14 protein-coding genes are annotated in these 18,014 nt (G+C 47.2%); 2 read left to right on the forward strand and 12 right to left on the reverse strand.

The window, feature by feature from the left end; all coding sequences use genetic code 11:
• Nucleotides 1–32: 32 nt before the first annotated feature.
• On the reverse strand, nt 33–1,880 hold the full coding sequence (locus AC1DWB_RS22255; protein WP_477543282.1) for a carbohydrate binding domain-containing protein: 1,848 nt from the start codon (nt 1,878–1,880) through the stop codon (nt 33–35).
• Nucleotides 1,881–2,087: 207 nt separating this feature from the next.
• Nucleotides 2,088–3,632: an FAD-dependent oxidoreductase gene (locus AC1DWB_RS22260; RefSeq protein ID WP_477543283.1), complete on the reverse strand. Its 1,545-nt coding sequence runs from the start codon at nt 3,630–3,632 to the stop codon at nt 2,088–2,090.
• Nucleotides 3,633–3,652: 20 nt separating this feature from the next.
• On the opposite strand from AC1DWB_RS22260, the gene AC1DWB_RS22265 reads away from it, so the two are divergent.
• On the forward strand, nt 3,653–3,880 hold the full coding sequence (locus tag AC1DWB_RS22265) for an IS66 family transposase (protein WP_477543284.1): 228 nt from the start codon (nt 3,653–3,655) through the stop codon (nt 3,878–3,880).
• A gap of 49 nt (nt 3,881–3,929) precedes the next feature.
• Here AC1DWB_RS22265 and AC1DWB_RS22270 read toward each other — a convergent pair whose 3' ends face one another.
• The 10 genes from AC1DWB_RS22270 to AC1DWB_RS22315 form a co-directional block, all read right to left on the reverse strand.
• Nucleotides 3,930–5,456: an extracellular solute-binding protein gene (locus AC1DWB_RS22270; RefSeq protein ID WP_477543285.1), complete on the reverse strand. Its 1,527-nt coding sequence runs from the start codon at nt 5,454–5,456 to the stop codon at nt 3,930–3,932.
• Nucleotides 5,457–5,560: 104 nt separating this feature from the next.
• Nucleotides 5,561–6,439: a carbohydrate ABC transporter permease gene (locus AC1DWB_RS22275; protein WP_477543286.1), complete on the reverse strand. Its 879-nt coding sequence runs from the start codon at nt 6,437–6,439 to the stop codon at nt 5,561–5,563.
• A gap of 11 nt (nt 6,440–6,450) precedes the next feature.
• On the reverse strand, nt 6,451–7,416 hold the full coding sequence (locus AC1DWB_RS22280; RefSeq protein WP_409341514.1) for an ABC transporter permease: 966 nt from the start codon (nt 7,414–7,416) through the stop codon (nt 6,451–6,453).
• A gap of 192 nt (nt 7,417–7,608) precedes the next feature.
• On the reverse strand, nt 7,609–9,444 hold the full coding sequence (locus tag AC1DWB_RS22285) for a sensor histidine kinase (protein WP_477543287.1): 1,836 nt from the start codon (nt 9,442–9,444) through the stop codon (nt 7,609–7,611).
• An 8-nt stretch (nt 9,445–9,452) separates the two neighbouring features.
• Entirely contained in the window at nt 9,453–11,144 is a 1,692-nt protein-coding gene (locus AC1DWB_RS22290) for a response regulator (protein WP_477543288.1), read from the reverse strand.
• Between the two features lie 96 nt (nt 11,145–11,240).
• The gene (locus tag AC1DWB_RS22295) at nt 11,241–11,384 is read right to left on the reverse strand and encodes a hypothetical protein (protein ID WP_477543289.1); all 144 of its coding nucleotides are present in this window, start codon (nt 11,382–11,384) and stop codon (nt 11,241–11,243) included.
• A gap of 213 nt (nt 11,385–11,597) precedes the next feature.
• The gene (locus AC1DWB_RS22300) at nt 11,598–11,792 is read right to left on the reverse strand and encodes a hypothetical protein (protein ID WP_477543290.1); all 195 of its coding nucleotides are present in this window, start codon (nt 11,790–11,792) and stop codon (nt 11,598–11,600) included.
• 124 nt (nt 11,793–11,916) lie between these two features.
• Entirely contained in the window at nt 11,917–13,494 is a 1,578-nt protein-coding gene (locus AC1DWB_RS22305) for an ABC transporter substrate-binding protein (RefSeq protein ID WP_477543291.1), read from the reverse strand.
• 64 nt (nt 13,495–13,558) lie between these two features.
• A complete protein-coding gene (locus AC1DWB_RS22310) occupies nt 13,559–14,428 on the reverse strand; it encodes a carbohydrate ABC transporter permease (RefSeq protein WP_477543292.1) in 870 nt (289 codons plus the stop codon).
• 11 nt (nt 14,429–14,439) lie between these two features.
• Complete coding sequence (locus tag AC1DWB_RS22315) at nt 14,440–15,414, reverse strand: ABC transporter permease (RefSeq protein ID WP_477543293.1); 975 nt, start codon at nt 15,412–15,414, stop codon at nt 14,440–14,442.
• 233 nt (nt 15,415–15,647) lie between these two features.
• Here AC1DWB_RS22315 and AC1DWB_RS22320 point away from each other — a divergent pair, with 233 nt between their 5' ends.
• Nucleotides 15,648–18,014, forward strand: coding sequence for a helix-turn-helix domain-containing protein (locus tag AC1DWB_RS22320; protein WP_477543294.1), 2,367 nt, complete (start codon nt 15,648–15,650; stop codon nt 18,012–18,014).

An 18,014-nucleotide genomic window follows, 5' to 3' on the forward strand; every position in this document is an offset into this window, starting at 1 on the left:
TAACCAATAATAAATTTGCACAAATGCTGTATCTACAGGAGCAGTGAATACATCATACGTGGTAAAAACGTGCTTCCATTAAGAAGTATTGCTTTGTAGACATCATAAGTTACACTGGTGGTGTCTGGTATTGCCGGGTAAGTATACTTATCCGCCTTCAAAACTTCCTGAATTTCTGTACCCCTGATAAATCCGTCACTTTTCCTTATTAAATAAGCTTTATAGATTGAATATCCTGTAGGAAGAGTTGACACATTGAAAGTGTCTGCAAGATTCGATGTGAGGGTTAAGTATTCTTTGGTAAAGACAGGGGTTGTCCCGCCAAAATTATACCTTTCAAGTTTTACTTTATAGTCTGACAAATTCTCATCAGTCAAGCTTACTGCGAAGTTAGTTGTTACAATTGAATCTGTGCTCCACACATGCTTTTCTGTCATGTTGAAGACAAAAGGGGTAGGTGCACTGCTTAGATTCACATTGTCTAGCCATACAGATCCTACTGCATCTTGACTTAACCAATAATAAATTTGCACAAATGCTGTATCTACAGGAGCAGTGAATACATCGCTCTTTTTGCCCCAAGCGCTTGTTAAAGGAACGTCATTGAAAGCATCGGATATATTAGTAGACCCATCCTGCTTGATAAAGCGCAGCCCCATTTTCAATCCGCCCGCAGTAAGACTGCTCTTCACATAAGATTGAACTTTAAAACTATCTCCTTGATTCACTGAAACCAAATGGCCGCTAAGAACATTCCATCCTTCTGAACTGCTGCCGGTTAACTTAAAAGAGTTTGTTCCTTGATAAGAATTACTCGTATCTATAACTCCGATCGTTGTATTCCAATCGGTCATACCACTTTCAAAACCCGGGTTCAGTTCGAGATTTTGTGATTCAAGGACAACATCATCCACCCACACAGACCCAACCGCATCTTGCGATAGCCACATGTAAATCTGAACGTATTTTGTTCCTGCAGGTGTCTTCATCGTGGGTGTGATGGTTTGGTGCCAATTAGCACCATTTGCCACTACAGTAAAACTGTAGGATCCCACTGTATTTCCTGCATCATCGGTGTACCTCATTCCTATACGAAACGTACCCGACGATACCGTGTCTTTGGAAAATAATTTTAAGACATAATCCTGGTTTTCGTTACTAGCAATGCGTGCAGTTGGATTTGTAACTACTACGTTCCAAGCGCTTGCAGAACCCGTTATTTTGCCGGACTTGGAACCCGTTCTGAATGTAGTTGAATCATAGCTGAATTCGGTCCCGCTGCTTATCCAACTTCCGTTATTAAGTTCAAAGCCAGGATCCAGCGCTAAATTATCCGAAGTCAAAGTTATATCATCCAACCAAACTGTGCCTACTGAATATTGAGGCATTAACAAATATACTTGAACTTTTGCTGTATTTGCAGGAGCTACGAATGTATTGCCCGATCTTGCCCAAGTGCTTGAATTCTTAATTGTATAGAAATTATAATCAATTGTGCCGCCAGAAGCGTTCACCCATCTTAACCCAATTTGATAATTACCTTGAGTCAGGCTAGTATTGGCATACGCATCAAGACGAAAACTTTGGCCTTCAACGGCACTCCAAGTATTGCTTGAAACAACTACATTCCAGCGATTAGTGGCATCGGAAACATGTTTGAGGCTTTTCGTACCACTATGGGAGGTAGTGGAAACAACACTTTTCGTAGTACTACTTCCACCCCAACCAGTCAAATTAGATTCAAACCCACCATTGGATACCAAATTATTATACGATTGAGCCGAAACAGAAGGTTGCAAGGCAGGTATCAGATAAAATAGCACTAAAGCCAATGTTGAAAGCAAAGCTATCAAAATCAACTTCCTTAAACTTTTTATCATAGCAAACTCCTCCTTGATTATTTTATAATCATTTCGAACCGTAACAACAATCACTATTACCTAAATTTAACCCGAATTTGACACTCCCCTAGCAAACCGGTCCAACATCCACTTGGCATCCTGTAGCGGATAGACCATCCGATGCTATGAAATCATTCAATCAAAGCTCGATTCTTGCCCAATTGTCGTGCGATGTTTAAGCCACAATTAGCTTTCCAATACTTGTCGGTCTTCTATCAGGCGCTTGCGTAAATCGGCGTAATCGACATCCTGAACCGATGTGCCGTGCCAGATGGCTAGCGCCGCTGCGGTTGCAGCCGATTGTCCCAAGCACATGAACACCGGTTCCATCCGGATTGAGCCGTACGCGATATGGGAGGAGGAGAGGCAGACGGGCACCAGCAGATTGAGACACTCTTCACCCTTGGGAATGATCGATTGGTACGAAATTGGGTAGGGACCGCTAGGCGGAACCTCAACGTTACCTTCATTGATGCAACGGCCATCAATGACGATGCGCCGGCTGTTGTGAGAGTCCATCCGATAAGCGGCAAGCCCTACGGGATCAGACACTTTGCGGTAGCCACGGCAGTCGTCTTCTGTCATCACCAGGTCCGAAATCATTCTCCGCGCTTCGCGGATGTAAAGCTGTGGAGACCAGCCTCCGAAATCCATATATTCGTCAGCCGGCAACCCCCATTGCAGTGTCTCTTCGCGAACGGCCTCGGGCACGCGCTTATCGTTGCAAAGGAAATACAGCAAACCCAGATTATAAGTCAAGTGGTTTTGGAAAATTTGCTCGCGTTTTGAGTAGCTGCCTTCAGCCCATTCATAGTTCATTCCTATATAATCGGTTGACACCCCGCCGAAATTGTTCAGATCTGTCTTGCTCTTCGGCATCGATGAGTGAAGCCGGAGGGAGTCCCATACCCCTGCTTCGATATAGCGAGCCAGCAGGGTAAACATCTCGGGATTGTAGTTCGGAGGTTCCGGAAACGGCAGGCGGTTGCCAGGATCATTCGTCAGACAGATACGGAAGTTGTAGGCTTGAACACAGTGATCCCTTTGGCCCTGATAGCCCGGAGCCGCGTCGGATACGCCATGCAGCAAGCCGCTGTCCGGCTTGCCCAGAATAACAAACGGATCGACCCATGCTTTAAAATTATGATGCGGATCGCCGAAATGAACGCCGTTCAACGTTTCCTTGTATACCGAATTCGCTTCACGGCCTACATGATACGAGACTCCGGCTGCAGCCAACAAGTCCCCCTCGTAAGTGGCGTCGATAAACATGTCCGCTTCAATCTGAACGCCGCTCTCCATCACGATGCTCTTGATCTTGCGTTGCGACTTATGAACGGTCGACAAGCGTTGACCATACAGCACCGTGATCCCATCTTGCTCGACCCACCCCTGGAAAATACGATCCGCTACGTGAGGCTCGAAGGTCCATTGCGTGCCGTAACCTTCGGTACATCCGTAGTGGCGCCCCACTGCTTGGTAAAATTCACGTGAGATACCTCCGATCGCAGCTTTGTTGCCGATATCAGTCTGACCAAGTCCGCCGGAGGACAAGCCTCCAAGCTTGTGGCCGAATTCTGTGAGCACGACTGTTAACCCCATGCGTCTTGCTTGTACAGCTGCCGCTACTCCGGCTGAGCTACCGCCGTAGATACATAGATCGGTCTTGTAGGCCTCATTGGACGATGGYGCCGAGGGCTCGTAGTACTTGATTTTGCTGAAATCCAACATATCGAATCACCTCTCTGTAGTTGTGGAATTGCCTTAGTGCGCGAAAGAACTCGGGCGCACTCACCGTGTTTGCTTTTCAGCCCCATGTTCCGATGGATAATAACAGGGCAGAACGATTGCTCCGCCTCGTCGCGCTGGGACGTAAAAACTATTACGGTTGCCACGCCCAGTGGAGCGGAGAATTCACTGCCGTTTGTCTCACTATCATGCAAACAGCATATTGCCCAACTGATGTCGCCCAGCCATGATTAGCGTTGTTTGCTTCTTGATCTCACCCTATCGCTGATCCCTTGCATGTTACTTATTTTTCTTTGTTGCAGCGTACCAATCGTTGACTTCCTTGTAGCTCGCGTCCCCGCCAGCAGCTTTATATTTTGTAAGGAACGCATCCAAGTTCGAGATCGGCTCTGCGCCTGCGATGTATTTGACCGTCTGATCGTTCAGCATCGCATTCAGCGAGTCATTATTTTTAGCATATTCCTCCAAATAGGGACTGCGGCCAATCGTATCCGGGATCCGTGTTTGGGCAGGCTCTTTGATATTCAAGAAGGCGTAAGCGTCGAACAAACGGGCATCCTTGCGTACGCGGGCCTGCCAGTAGATCGGATAGTTTTTTTCATCCGAGCCGGTCAGGTAAAGGTGCGCACTATTGCGCTCATCGTTAAAAATCGGCAATATCGGGGTATAGGCTCCGTCCTTGTAAGTATAGTGCTTGTTTTCTTCGCCGATGGCCGTTAGCCGGAATGTATCCTTGTCCAGTTTGGCGTTGATCCACTTTATGGCCTCCTCCGGATGCTTCGACGCTTTTGGGATATAGGTAAGTCGATCGAATCCTGCAGGCTCCTGCAAGCCAAACTTGCCTTGTGGTCCTTTAAGGGCCGGCATATAGACCATCTTGGCGTCCGGCTTATTTTTCACCAGCGCATCCGCGAATGCGGGCACGCTGGACCAATTGACCGCTATGACACCAACCTTACCGCTTGTGAACTTCTCATTCACGTTCGCCCCTTTGTTCACTGCGAATTCCTTGTCTAGCAAGCCTTGCTTGAACAGCTCGTTCATGAAGACGAGATATTCCTTGTAGCCTGGATCATAGGCAATCGGCACTAGCTTGCCGTTCACTTCGTTCCATGTGTTGGACAGTCCGAAAGCTCCTGCCAGGTTGAGCTCAATGGACCCGCCTCCCGAAATCGAGAACGGGATGTTCTGATTTCCATTGCCTCCAGGATCCTTCTCCTTGAATGCTTTCAATACGGTTACCAGTTCATCTGTGGTTGCAGGCATCTTGAGTCCCAGCTTGTCGAGCCAGTCTTGCCTAATCATGAGGGAGCCTGCTACATTGGTTAACGTTTTGACCGGAATGGCATAGATCTTGCCGTCGATCTTGGCGGCATCGAATGATTCCTGCGAGATCGCCGCCTTTATATTAGGTCCGTATTTGTCGATGAGGGGGCCCAAGTCGACCAAGGCCCCTCGCTTGGCATAGTCGGAATACAAAGCCCTGTAGGCGCTCACGCCGGGAGTCGTGATCGTATCATACGGCTCGGAGGAAGCGATCAGCAGGTTCAGCTTCTCCAGCACGTTTTCCTGAGGAAGCATATCATATTGCACCTTATAGCCGGTTCGCTCCTCTAGCATCTTGCCTACCGGATACGTGTTGTAATCGTCCTTCATCCAAGCTTGCAATGTACGCAATTCAGGCTTGGGCTTCGTGCTTGGGCTGCTCGAATTCGATTGGGCATCCGAGCCTCCGCAAGCTGCCAAGGAGACGGCCATCGCTCCTACAACAGGAAGTATTAGTGCTTGCTTGAAAATCTTTTTCAAAAGTGAACCCTCCTAAATAGTTGGAATTTCTACCTATCTATTTCATTAATCCCTGCAGGCGTCCCCGCAAGAGAAGTTAATGCGCCGCTGGGCTAGTTCGGATCCTACCCTTTCACGGACCCGAGTAGAACGCCTTTGATAAAATATTTCTGCAAAAACGGATATACAAGCAAAATCGGAATAGTGGAGGCGATGACCGTCGCCGATCGGACATTGTCCGGTGAAAGATTCATCAATTCGTCCGAGGAACGCTCGATTCCCACAGTGAGAGAACTGGCATTCAAGACAATATCGCGCAGATAAAGCTGCAGCGGTCTGAGCGATGAGCTGTTGATGTAGATYATGGCACTAAAGAAATCGTTCCAGTAAGAGACGGCATAGAATAAAGCGATCGTAGCCATCACCGGCCCGCATAATGGCAGCAGGATGCGGAACAAAATCGTTATTGTACGAGCTCCGTCAATCCGTGCGGACTCCTCCAGACTCTCTGGGAGCCCTTCGAAATAGCTCTTGATGACAAGCAAATTAAACACGCTGAGGAGAGACGGCAGGATGAGCGCCCACAGACTATTCATGAGTCCGAGACCGCGGATCAGCATATAATTCGGGATAATGCCCCCGCTGAACAACATAGTGAATACGAACAAGAGCATGATGAAGCTAATGCCAGGCAGATGCCGTTTGGAAAGCGGATATGCCGTAACTGCCGTGATGAGTAGGGAGAGAAAAGTCCCCACGATGGTGATAAAAATAGAAACCAAAAAGGAACGAAGGAACTGGTTGGATGTGATGACGAATTTCATAGTCTCCAACTGAAATCCGACAGGGAATATCCCGACCTTGCCCGAGACAACCGCCCACTCCTCGCTCACCGACTTGGACAATACATTGACAAAGGGGAGCAGCGTCGCGATTGCCAATAGAAGCAGCGTGCCGTAGACAACAGCATCCAGGGTGAGATCACTTATGGTACGTTTCTTCATGAGGTCGCCTCCTACCAAATACTACGTTTCACAAACTTTCTGCTAAGGAAATTGCCGGACATAACCAGGATGAAGGCGATTATGGAGTTGAATAAACCTACGGCTGTAGAGAAGCTGTAATCCATTTTGCCTAAACCGACCCGATACACATAAGTTCCGATGACATCGCCCGTCTCATAGACGACCGGATTGTACATAGTTAGGATTTGTTCAGTCCCGGCATCCAGCAAATGCCCGATGCGCAGGATAAGCATAAGTACGATCGTGGGGGCAATCCCCGGCAAAGTGATATAGATCATTTTCTGAATCCGGCTGGCTCCATCGATCGATGACGCTTCATATTGGTCCTGGTCGATGCCGGCGATCGCGGCGATGAAAATGATGGCGTTCCAGCCGACTTCCTTCCACCCCGCTGTGAATACGATCGTCCCGCGAAAAAAATCGTTGTCAATCAGGAAGGAGATCGGTTGACCGCCGAACCATTGAATCACCACATTCACGATCCCGCTCGACGGAGACAGGATGTTGATGAACAAGCCGGAGATAATGACCCATGACAGGAAATGCGGCAAGTACACGAGCGTCTGTACCGTTCGCTTGAACCACATTTTTGTTACTTCATTTAGAAACAACGCTAGGATAATCGGGATCGGGAACAGCAGTACGATCTTGTAGAAGCTGATGATCAAAGTATTTTGAAAGACTTGCATAAACTCGTCCGAATGCATCAGCTTGCGAAAATGCTCTAGCCCCACCCACTCGCTTCCGGCAATGCCATCAAAAATATTAAAATCTTGAAACGCAATGATCACTCCGTACATCGGGGTATATCGGAATATCAGTAAAAACGCGAGTCCTGGAAGAAGCAAAGCATAGGTATCCAAATTGTTGCGGAACAACTTCCATCTGTATTTTCTAACTTTGTTGCTTCGAACTGACGAGTGTGTCTCGTTCAGCTCAGGGGTAATACTGCTCATCGATTGGCCTCCATCTCCATGTTCGGAACCTGCTCATGCATGTACTCCTAGTATAAGTGGCAGGAGGCGATCGATTGTAGGAGGCAAAACTTCAATCTCTGGTCGAATCCTATAGACCTTGGAGGAACCCGTTGCGAAAAAAAAAGAGAACCTCTGGTTCCCTCCATACCTATCATTTGTACCCGATCAAGCCTATTGCTTATATGGCTCGAGCCGGATCCGTACGGATACAGAAGTGCCTGCACCCAATCGGGAAGAAATACTGAGACCCGAAGTATCACCTGCGAACAGCTTGATCCGTTCATTCACATTATACAGCCCATAGGAGCTGCCTGAGCCATCTGGCCGGGACTGAAGCTGCGGTTCGACAAGAAGCCGCTGCGCGCGTTCCTCCTCCATTCCAATTCCGTTGTCTGACACTATAAGGATCAACTCGTTCTCCTCGCGATAGGCTCTAATCAGGATAGTCCCGAATTGAGTTTTCATTTTACGGATTCCGTGCAAAAGCGCGTTCTCTACAATGGGCTGGAGCGTAAGCTTGGGCACGATATAGTCGAGCACGTCTGGATCCGGCTCGATCCGATACTCGAACGAATTCAAAAATCGGCTCTTCTGAATATCCAAATACACTTGGGCCAAGTTCAGCTCGTCTGCCACACTCATCACATCCTTCCCCTTGTTCAAGCTCAGCCGGAAATACTTGGCCAAGGAATCGATCATCTTGCTAATATCGTGATTGCCATGTCCAATGGCAATCCAGTTGATCGTATCGAGCGTATTGTACAGGAAGTGAGGATTGATCTGCGCTTGAAGCGCTCGCAGCTGAGCCTCCCTCTCGAGAACTTGCGCCTTGTAGGTTTGCTCCATTAAAGACCGCACTCGATGAATCAATACATCGACGCTACGTTCCAGCATCACGAAATTCCCGTCCGGCATCGGATGCGGCACGTCGAGCCGCTCGATCCCTTCCTCGCGAATCACGTGAATGACCTGCTGCAGGCGGCGATTCATGCYTCGAATAATCAAGGCAAGCAGCGCAAAAACCAGTAATAAGAACATCGCGAAAATACCAGCAAGCGTAGCTATGCCGGCCGACTTCTTCAGCTTGACCTTTTCGGAAATGTTGGAAGCGGGTACTTGCAACACCACCTTCCAGCCGGTAGGCTGGATCGTCGAAAACATGCCGTATTCGTCCTTGTTGTGCAGCTGGAATTTGACTTTTCCTTCCGTGCCTTGTCGAATAACCGACTGAACCTCCCCTTCCAAGGATGTACCGATTCGCGATTTATCGGCATGCGCCAAAATAACCCCGGATTGATCGACAAGAAAGACGTTGTTCGGCTTCGCCTGATCGAGATCGGCCAAGATCTCCATGACCAGCTTCTCCGAAACGTCTATGAGCAACATGGCGGACACTTGGCCAAACTGTTTGGAATCATGTAGCAACCTCGCACTCGACATGATATACACATCGCCGGTGTCAATGAAATATTGCTTGTAGATGTCGCTCCATACGATCGCACCGTTAGCATCCAGTACCTTGTTGTAAAAGGGCCAACTCTTCAAACTGTCCAACGAAAAAAAGTTAAACCGTTCTTCCGCGAGCATGGTTGTATTTTTTACGAATAAGCGCATTCTGAATACATCTGTATTCGTCTGAACCGTCTCTACCAAATACCTTAGATCCTTCAAAACTTCCAACTGCCGCCCTATGCTCGGAACGTCGTCATCTTGCAAAAATTGATAGAGCTTCTGATTCATCGACGCTGCATTGCTAATGTCCCGGATATGCCCTAACCGGTAAGACAAATTATTACCCGCCTGCTTCACTGTCTGCAGCATCGAACTGGTAACCTCCTCCTCCAAGATCGAGGCTGTACGCTCATTATAGACATACACCAGTGCAATTGCAGGCAGGAAGACTAAGGTGATAAAAGTAAGCAACCATCTCCGGGGCATGCTTAGCCGGCGAACAACTTCTCTAACCGAGCCTGCCGTATTGCGGACGAATTCAAACAAACGGATCATCGCCTCTTTCAGGAATGCCTGGTTTCTCGATATGCGCTTGGCGTGAACCCAGTTACCTTTTTGAATAACTTACTGAAATAACTCGGATCGGCATAGCCGACGGCATAGCAAATAGCATAAGTCTTGTAGGTGGGGTCCAACAGCATTTTTTTCGCTTGCTCGATTCGATACAACGTCAAATATTCATTAACCGTCTTCCCTGTCTCCTGCTTGAATAGCAAGCTTACATAGGTATCGGTCAAATACACTTCTTTCCCGATTTCCGATACGGTAAGATCATTTTCGGTGTAGCGCCTCTCAATGATCGCCTTTACTCTTTCTACTAGATTGTTCGCTCTACCGTTGCGCCGTTCTCGGATTCTGACGCACACCTCCAGCAGGTATATCTCCAGCAGTTGGCGCAGCTCGGTAATCGTCTCTTGCTTGAATAGCTCTTCCCACAGTTTGGCTTCCCTTTTTTCAAGTTCCTTGTCTTGCAGGCTCAGCTCCAGCATCAGCTGTCCAGCCAGGAGGACGATCTGCAATATTACATTGCGACTATATTTGGGCCCGCCTTTACGATGCCGCGCCAATCCATCGAATAGCTCGTCGAGTGCCAAACCAAGTTGAACGGGATCGGCTCCCTTAAGGATCGACACCAACTTGCCGATTTTGGCCGGATCAAACGAATACGAACCTTCTTCATTCGGCTCCAGCTTAGTTACATTCAAACTATCCATCGTTAAAATCTGGTTTTGTCCCAGATACCATTTGCCGTCCGCCGCTTCCCTTGCCTGCTCGTAAGAGCCAGTTAGCCCATCCAACTGGGGCACACGGTCGCCTATCCCAATCGTGACGCTGATTCGGAGCCATCGCTGTAGACTTACGCGCAGTTGAGCAGCCAGTTCAAACAATTGCTCCTCTGGGTCTTCCGCTTCATTCATTCGCTTGATCTCTGCAGGATCGGTCGAAGTCAGCCCCTCTCGCTTCTGCTCTGCGTACACGATCCCGACGAACTCACCCCTTCGATGCTCGAACACGAATCCGTTTAGATATTCATTTATTACTTCCTGGCACACATTTTGAACGGCATAGGAGAGAATCTGGAGATCCCGCTCCGAATACATGTCCAAGATATCGGTGAAACGGTCGATCGATACTACAATGACCCAAAAGGCAGCTGTGTAAGGCATGCTCAAGCCGAGGAATTCCATCCGTTCCCGAACCCGGTCTGGCTGGGCAGCTCGTTCGCGAATCAGCGACATTAGAAATTTCTCCCTGAGGAGGGGCATGCTCTCTTTTAATTTGATCTGCATCTCCTGAATCACATTCCGCTCCGAGTGCTCCGCATCCAGCTCGGCGACGACCCGTTTGATGACCGTCTTCAGCTCTGTCAGATTAACCGGCTTGAATATATAATCAACCGCACTCACCTGCATCGCGGACTTCAAGTAGTCCGAGTCGTCATGTCCACTCACGAATACGATTTTGATATGGGGAAAACGCCTCCGAATTTCATTCGAAAGCGTAATCCCATCCATATTGGGCATTCGCACATCGGTCAATACGATGTCCGGCATGAGCTGTTCGACCGCTTCCAGCGCCGTATCTCCGTCATCCGCCTCACCGGCGAACTCGATATTGTATTGCTCCCAACTCATATAACTGCGCAAACCGAACCGAACCGTCGGTTCATCGTCCACGACCAGAAGCTTGTACATCGTGCTGCGCCTCCTTCCGTTCCCTTCAGTATAAGAGCTGAGGGAAACGATCTGGTACAGGGTAAAACCAAAATATCTGGTGTTTCTCTATACGGTTTATCGGTCTATAGGCCTGATGTCACGCGACTCCCAAGAGATCGCTGTGTCCACATACGGCTCTTCCCCATTCACGACGGCAATATCTTTACGTCCGTCTCCGTTCAAGTCGGTACGATCAGCTTCCCGTTCATTGGCCCCCATGGCCCCATCTGGGACAAATACTCGAACTTGTTTGTGGCGCAGTAATATATATTTCGGGTAGGATGAAGCTATCGGTATAATCCGCTCTAATCGTTCGATTTGTGTACATTATATGCTAAAGCGTTTTCAAAGTCATCCATAAAAAAATCTCCAATTCGGAGTGCCGCAGCTAGCAGCAAATCGACTTGGAGAGGTCGTTCTGTAGGTACTTCGTCAAGCGGCAGAAGCTGAGGATCGCGTGCTGCGATCGGCGGCCAGGAAGCCGAACAACAGGGTGAGCGCGGCCAGGCAGAGCACGCCTCCGATCAAGAACGGCAAGCCGATGTTCAAGTGGAACGCTCCCATCCCCATCAGCCGTCCCGCGATTCGGCCCAGGCTGTCCATCGAAGAGCTGAGTCCCGACGCCACGCCTTGGCCCACCTTTGTCTTCTAAGTAATCAGCGAGGTTACGCATGGGCGGATGAGCGCATTCCCTACCGCGATTTTCTTGTGAAGTTTTATGCAACGCTACTGAGTTGGAGGCAGTTGTGGCTTATTTCGCCGCTCTCCAAGCGTCCAATTGTTTTTGCTTCTCCGCTATAATCTTGTCGGCGCCTGCCTTTTTCAATTTTTCAAGGAATTGCGGCAAGTACTTGTCAGGGTCTACGGAACCGCTGGAGATTGCATAGTAAAGCTCAGCGATGACTGCATCAACATTTGCTTTATCCGCCTTGACCGGTGTAAAGTCGAACACGAATCCCAAAGCATTGGAAGCCGGGGCATTCTTATTAAGATCTACCCACAAATTCGTAAACTTGTTGCCCACCTCTCCGCCTTTGGGATCTCCTTCGAATATATACGTAAGCGCCATATTGCCGAATTCCCACGGCGCAAACATTTGATAGCCGCCGTCTTTATTCGTTTCAATCCGATTCTCCGCGACTTTCTTGTAATGCTTGCTATCAACACCCCAAACCAGTGTGTTGTAAATCTCTTTGTCCGTATTCAGCAGATTGAGGAACATCATCGCCCTTTCCTTGTTCGGAGAATTGGCGGAAATCGCCGTCATTGTCGCAGCGGCCTTATCGGTCGTCAGCAGCGGCTTCACAAATTGCATGTCGTAAGATTGTATATCTTTATTAAAATTGGACATCCTTCCTGTTGCTTCCATACCGGCTTTTTCAAAGGCTTGGGTGTCGATATCGATCTGGCCTAACGAAAGAGCGTTCTTTCCGGCCTTTCGGTCCGCTGACGTTTCTTTCAAGGTTGATGCGTCTTTCCTTAAATATCCATTGCTGAACCAGTCTCTCATCATCGTTACATATTCTTTGAATTCCGGAGTCTCGTACTGGTTAACGACCTTGCTGCCGTCTTTCAAGTAAAGATTTCCCGGAGTCTTGGCATCGCCCAAAGATTCCATGCCGAACATAGGCGTAGCGGTTAAGAAAGGATCGCCATTCTGGTTATATTCCCAAGGGATGAGATTGGGCTCATTCTTCTTCACCGTTTCGAGGAAAGGCGTCAAATCCGACAGCTTTTTGACGGATTTCCAGTCAAGTTTATACTTGTCTGCTACAGATTTTTGGATTAAATACCCGTAACCGGCGGTTGACTGTTGGAAGACAGGAACTGCGTAAGTTTTCCCTTTCACTTTCACGGCATTCCAGAACGTATCGGGAATCCCTTTCTTGGTGTCGGGAGCATACTTGGCAATTAAATCGTCCAAAGGTGCATACGCGCCATTCGCTACATTTTGGAAATAATTATTCGTACTTGAAGATGTCCAGACTAGATCATAGGGCTCCCCCGAACCCATGACGACTTTCATTTTTTCCTCGTACGCGTTCCAGTCTATGAGCTTGAGTCGAACCGTGGCATTAATTTTCGGCTGAACGAGCTTGTTCAAGGCATCCTCTACCGTCTGCAAATCCTTCTGCGGCGAGTTCGGGAAGTAGTACGTCAGCTCTACCGGTTTCAAAGATTCTTTCGTCGGTTGAGTCGTCGCCGCATTTCCTTCCGGTTTCTTCGTTGCCTCTGGTGCAGCCGTATTGTTCGGCTTATCGGTCGCACAACCCGCAAGCACGATCGAGAGGGCGGCAGCAATGCCTGCTACTTTCTTCATTTTCCCCATGTCTGCAATGACCTCCATTATTTTGTTATATGCTAAACGGGGCTATGCCCGGTAAAGCCATTCTTTACGATTTCACGGCGCCTAGCGTAAGCCCTTTGACGAAATACTTCTGCAGGAAAGGGTATGTGAGCACAAGCGGTCCTACCGCCAAGACGCATGTAGCCATCCTGGCCGTCTCATCCGGCTGCATCGCTGCAGCCTTCGCTGTCAAGGCATTCCCTTGAAGAAACGCGATGTTGTTCATGATGGACTGAAGGAGAAACTGCAACGTGTACAGCTTGCTGTTCTCGATGAAGAGGGCGGCTGTAAACCAATCGTTCCAGTAAAATACCGCTACGAACAGTCCGATGGTAGCCAGCACTGGCGTCGATAAGGGAATGACCAGCTTCAAGAACGTGTTGAACTCGCCTGAACCGTCGATTCTTGCAGATTCTATGATCGATTCCGGGATCGTTCTGAAATAATTTCTCATGATCAGCACGTTCACCGACGAAACCAGGTAAGGAACAATGAGCACGAATATCGAATCTTTAAGGTGAAGATATTTCGAGAGCAAAATATACCAAGGCACCAATCCCCCGTTGAACAGCAAGCAAAACACGACCAGAAAAGAGATTATATTCCTGTACTTTACCTCGTTTCTTGACAGGCTGTAGGCAAACATGGAGGAGATAACAAGGTGCAGCAGCGTGCCTATGACGGTAACTATAATCGTAACGCCGTAAGCTCTGAGTATGGGGGAATTCCCCATAAGAATATATTGATAAGCGCCGAAACTGAATTTCAGCGGAATGATCCGGTACCCGGTCTGGAATATAGCCTGTTCATCGGTTAACGAAACGGAAAGGACGACAAGTAAAGGAATCAGGCATAAAGCGGAATACACCATGAAGCTAACATTAAGAACAATTCTGGATAAAATAGGTTGTCTCATTTCGTCTCCCCCTAAAACAAAGAACTGTCACGGTCGTATAGCCGGATCAAATAGTTGGATGCAACGACGAGAACGAATCCCACGCATGACTGGTATAAGCCGGCCGCCGAAGACATTCCGAAATCGCCCATCTGTTTCAGCGATCTATACACATAGGTATCGATAACATTGGTGGCGCTGAACAATACGCCCGACTCCTTGGGCAGATTATAGAACAAGCCCCAATCCCCGAAGGCGGCGTAAAAAATTTTGCCCACTTGCAAAAGCACTAAAGTAATCGTAATAGGGGCTAGCATCGGAATCGTGATCCTGACTGCTTGCTGAAACTTGCTGGCACCGTCCATTTTGGCCGCTTCGTAATATTCAGTCGAGATTCCGGATATTCCTGCCGCAAAAATGACGGCGAAGTAGCCTACATTTTTCCAGACATAGGCCGCCGGCAAAATAAAGCGCCAATAAAACGGTTCCGAGTACCATTGCACAGGCTCTGCTCCAAAAAAAAGAAGGATTCGGTTCAGCATTCCTCTGTCCACGCTTAGAAAGGAAAAAAGCAAATATTCGGCCACTACCCACGACAACAGGTAAGGAAGCAGCAATATGCTTTTGTATGCGCCTGCAAGATGGCGGTTCCCTATTTCATCGATCAGGACAGCAATGACCAGTGCAAGCCCAATACCCAGGATAATGAAGATAAGGTTATAAAGGATCGTATTGAACGTAATTTGAAAAATAGCGTCCGATTTGAAAAGAAACTCGAAATTTTTGAAACCGATCCATGGACTCCCCAGTATGCCCTTGAACGGGTTGTATTGCTGGAACGCGATCGCGACCCCGAACATCGGCAAGTAATACATAATAATAATGAAGAGGAGTCCGGGCAGCATCATGGCATAAAACGACTTGTTTCTAATGATTTCGCCGATAAAGGGCAGTGGCCGGCGAATGCTTGTTGTTTTGGCTTCAGATTTCATGGTTATTGTTTTCATCGATGTTCCCCTCTAATCATTTTGTACTGTCATCATAATTTCGCGCCGCAGGAAAGGAAACAGCAAGATTCGAAATAACTCCGATTTTTAAATCATGTCCTTCTATAAAAATTACTAATTCTCTAAAAAATGATACTCCCGCGTGCCTCGACCTATTTCCAGTTTCCTTTTAAATCATTATCCGATAAAATGACCATACATGATCTTGCAATTTCGCCAGAGAGGTGGTCTGTATGAATCTGGATGCTTATAAAACCCGCACAAGCATGTTCAAAAGAATGCTGATCTCCTTCGTGACCATCATAACGGCCTTGATATTGGTCCTTTCTTCCATGCTGTACTATAACTACAATTCATCAACCATCGAAATGCTTAAAGAAATGAAGGCCGATATTTTGTCCAAAACCAGTTATAGCGCCGTGTATATGGATGCCATTTCCAAGAAATTTTGCCAATCGCTATCGTTAAACAACTCCATCATCGCTTTCGCAAGCAGCAATAACGACGATATTCTGAACACCAGCAAGGCGATTCAAACATTGAGCGCCCTCGCCATCCCTAACACCTATATCCATTCCGCCTATGTCTATAACAGAAAAATAGACACGATTATTTCCACACCGTCGGACACGTTCTACAGCAGCTCCGACTTCTTTGACAAGGAAATTATTCAGATGTTGAATAATCCTCAAAATGCAAAGATACCAAATCTCTACCCGATCCCAAGAAAAGTTGTCAATCCCGATGGAGCAAATACGAAATATGCAAACGTTTACACCTATATTTTGTTCGACGCGAATGATAATCGTGAAAATTTTGACAGCGCCATTGTATTGAATGTCGATTCCGATTGGCTGAGGTTGACACTTTCCTCCATTGACAACAAGATGAACCGTGATGGAAACGAGGTGCTAGTCGTCAATAAAAGCGGCGTCATCGTCAGCCACTCGTCGTCCGACATGTTCATGAGAAACATAGCAGATCAAGACTATTTCAAAAAAACTCTCTCATCCGTAGATTCTTCCGGAACATTCATCGACGATCTCGATCACAAAAAAGTCGTCATTTCCTATGTTTCTTCTGAAAATTTGGGATGGACGTTTCTAAGTATGACACCGTATGAATCGGTCTTTTCGATCGTTCGAAGAAATGGGACGATAACTATTGTATTTTGTTTGATTATCCTGCTTCTGGGGTTATTTTACGCCTTCCTTGCCTCCAAAAAGCTGTATCGCCCTATCGGCGCTCTAACGAACGGCATCAAGCAAAGACTAAACGCGGAAAGCAGGCCGGAGAAAAATATGGATGAGGTCGGTTTTCTGGCAAACACTTTCAACGGGATGATCGATAAGACGATCCTTTTGGAGAAAATGAAGAGAGATACAACGCCGCTTTTAAAAACCGATTTTCTAAAGCAAGTTTTGAGCGGTCAAGTCATGCTTCCGGTTGAAAAAAACGCAGCCGTAAAAGAAGAGCTCGATATTCAGTTGAATTATACAAACCAACTGTTTGTGTATCTTTTGAAAATCGACTATTATAAAGAGTTTGTCGACAAACACAATGAGAAGGACAGATCCTTATATAAATATGCGATTGCGAATATCGCCAAAGAAACCACCTCTGAACATTTTCGAAACGAAGTAATCGATACCGCTTCCGATCAAATTGCCGTCCTGGCGGACTTGGGCGAGAAGCAAGCCGATCCGGACATTTTATACAACACGTTTTGTGCCATCGTCGCCAAAATTCAAAACCAAGTCAAACAGTATTTGAATATTTCATTATCCGGTACGCTGGGCTGCGTTATCGAATCTTCCGAGCAAATAAAAAACACTTATGAAAATACCCATCACCTTTCGATGTACAGAATCAAATATGGTCACTCTAGCATTCTTACACCGGAAATCTTGCAGCATGTCGAAAACAGTCACTTTACCTTTCCGACAGCCAAGGAAAAACAACTCATCGACTCTCTTAAACTGGGAAAGGGCGAAGCGGCCAAGGAAGCGTACAAGGAGATTATCAAAGCGATCGAGCGTTCTTCTTATGACAATATCATGACATCGATCATCTATCTCTTTTTTACCATTTACAACTCTCTGAATCATATCGTTGACGGTTCGCAATCCAAGTTAAATTACATCTCGATCGATTTTCTCGGTAAGGTAACCAGCCTGGAAACGCTTGAGGAAATCGAACAAACCTTTATCGGCTTGATCGATGAGATTATTCTTTTAAAAAGCGGGACAAAAAGCAAGAAAAAGAATGAGATCGTGGATACCGTCATCAAGCTTATCCATGAAAACTATCCGGATAAGAACCTCTCCCTTAATCGTTGTGCGGACTCCCTCTCCATATCGTCCGTCTATCTCGGCAAGCTGTTTAAGCATGCAACCGGCAAATCCGTAGCCGAATACATCACAACGGTCCGAATGGAGAAGATTAAACACGATTTGGAACACAGCAGCATGCCGATCAATGATATTTTGGAGAAGTGCGGGATCGAAAAGTCGAATTACTTTTATACCAGTTTTAAAAAATATTTCGGTATCTCCCTAACCGAATATAGATTAAAGGGTGTCAAGTTCAAAGATGAGTAA

This window comes from Paenibacillus sp. P4_E11 (assembly GCF_056401635.1).

Bases quoted from the DNA above. Each gene is read 5' to 3' on its own strand.
- AC1DWB_RS22280 (WP_409341514.1), bottom strand. From the start codon at position 7,416: ATGAGCAGTATTACCCCTGAGCTGAACGAGACACACTCGTCAGTTCGA.
- AC1DWB_RS22290 (WP_477543288.1), bottom strand. From the start codon at position 11,144: ATGTACAAGCTTCTGGTCGTGGACGATGAACCGACGGTTCGGTTCGGT.
- AC1DWB_RS22320 (WP_477543294.1), top strand. From the start codon at position 15,648: ATGAATCTGGATGCTTATAAAACCCGCACAAGCATGTTCAAAAGAATG.
- AC1DWB_RS22305 (WP_477543291.1), bottom strand. From the start codon at position 13,494: ATGGGGAAAATGAAGAAAGTAGCAGGCATTGCTGCCGCCCTCTCGATC.
- AC1DWB_RS22255 (WP_477543282.1), bottom strand. From the start codon at position 1,880: ATGATAAAAAGTTTAAGGAAGTTGATTTTGATAGCTTTGCTTTCAACA.
- AC1DWB_RS22295 (WP_477543289.1), bottom strand. From the start codon at position 11,384: ATGGGGGCCAATGAACGGGAAGCTGATCGTACCGACTTGAACGGAGAC.
- AC1DWB_RS22315 (WP_477543293.1), bottom strand. From the start codon at position 15,414: ATGAAAACAATAACCATGAAATCTGAAGCCAAAACAACAAGCATTCGC.
- AC1DWB_RS22310 (WP_477543292.1), bottom strand. From the start codon at position 14,428: ATGAGACAACCTATTTTATCCAGAATTGTTCTTAATGTTAGCTTCATG.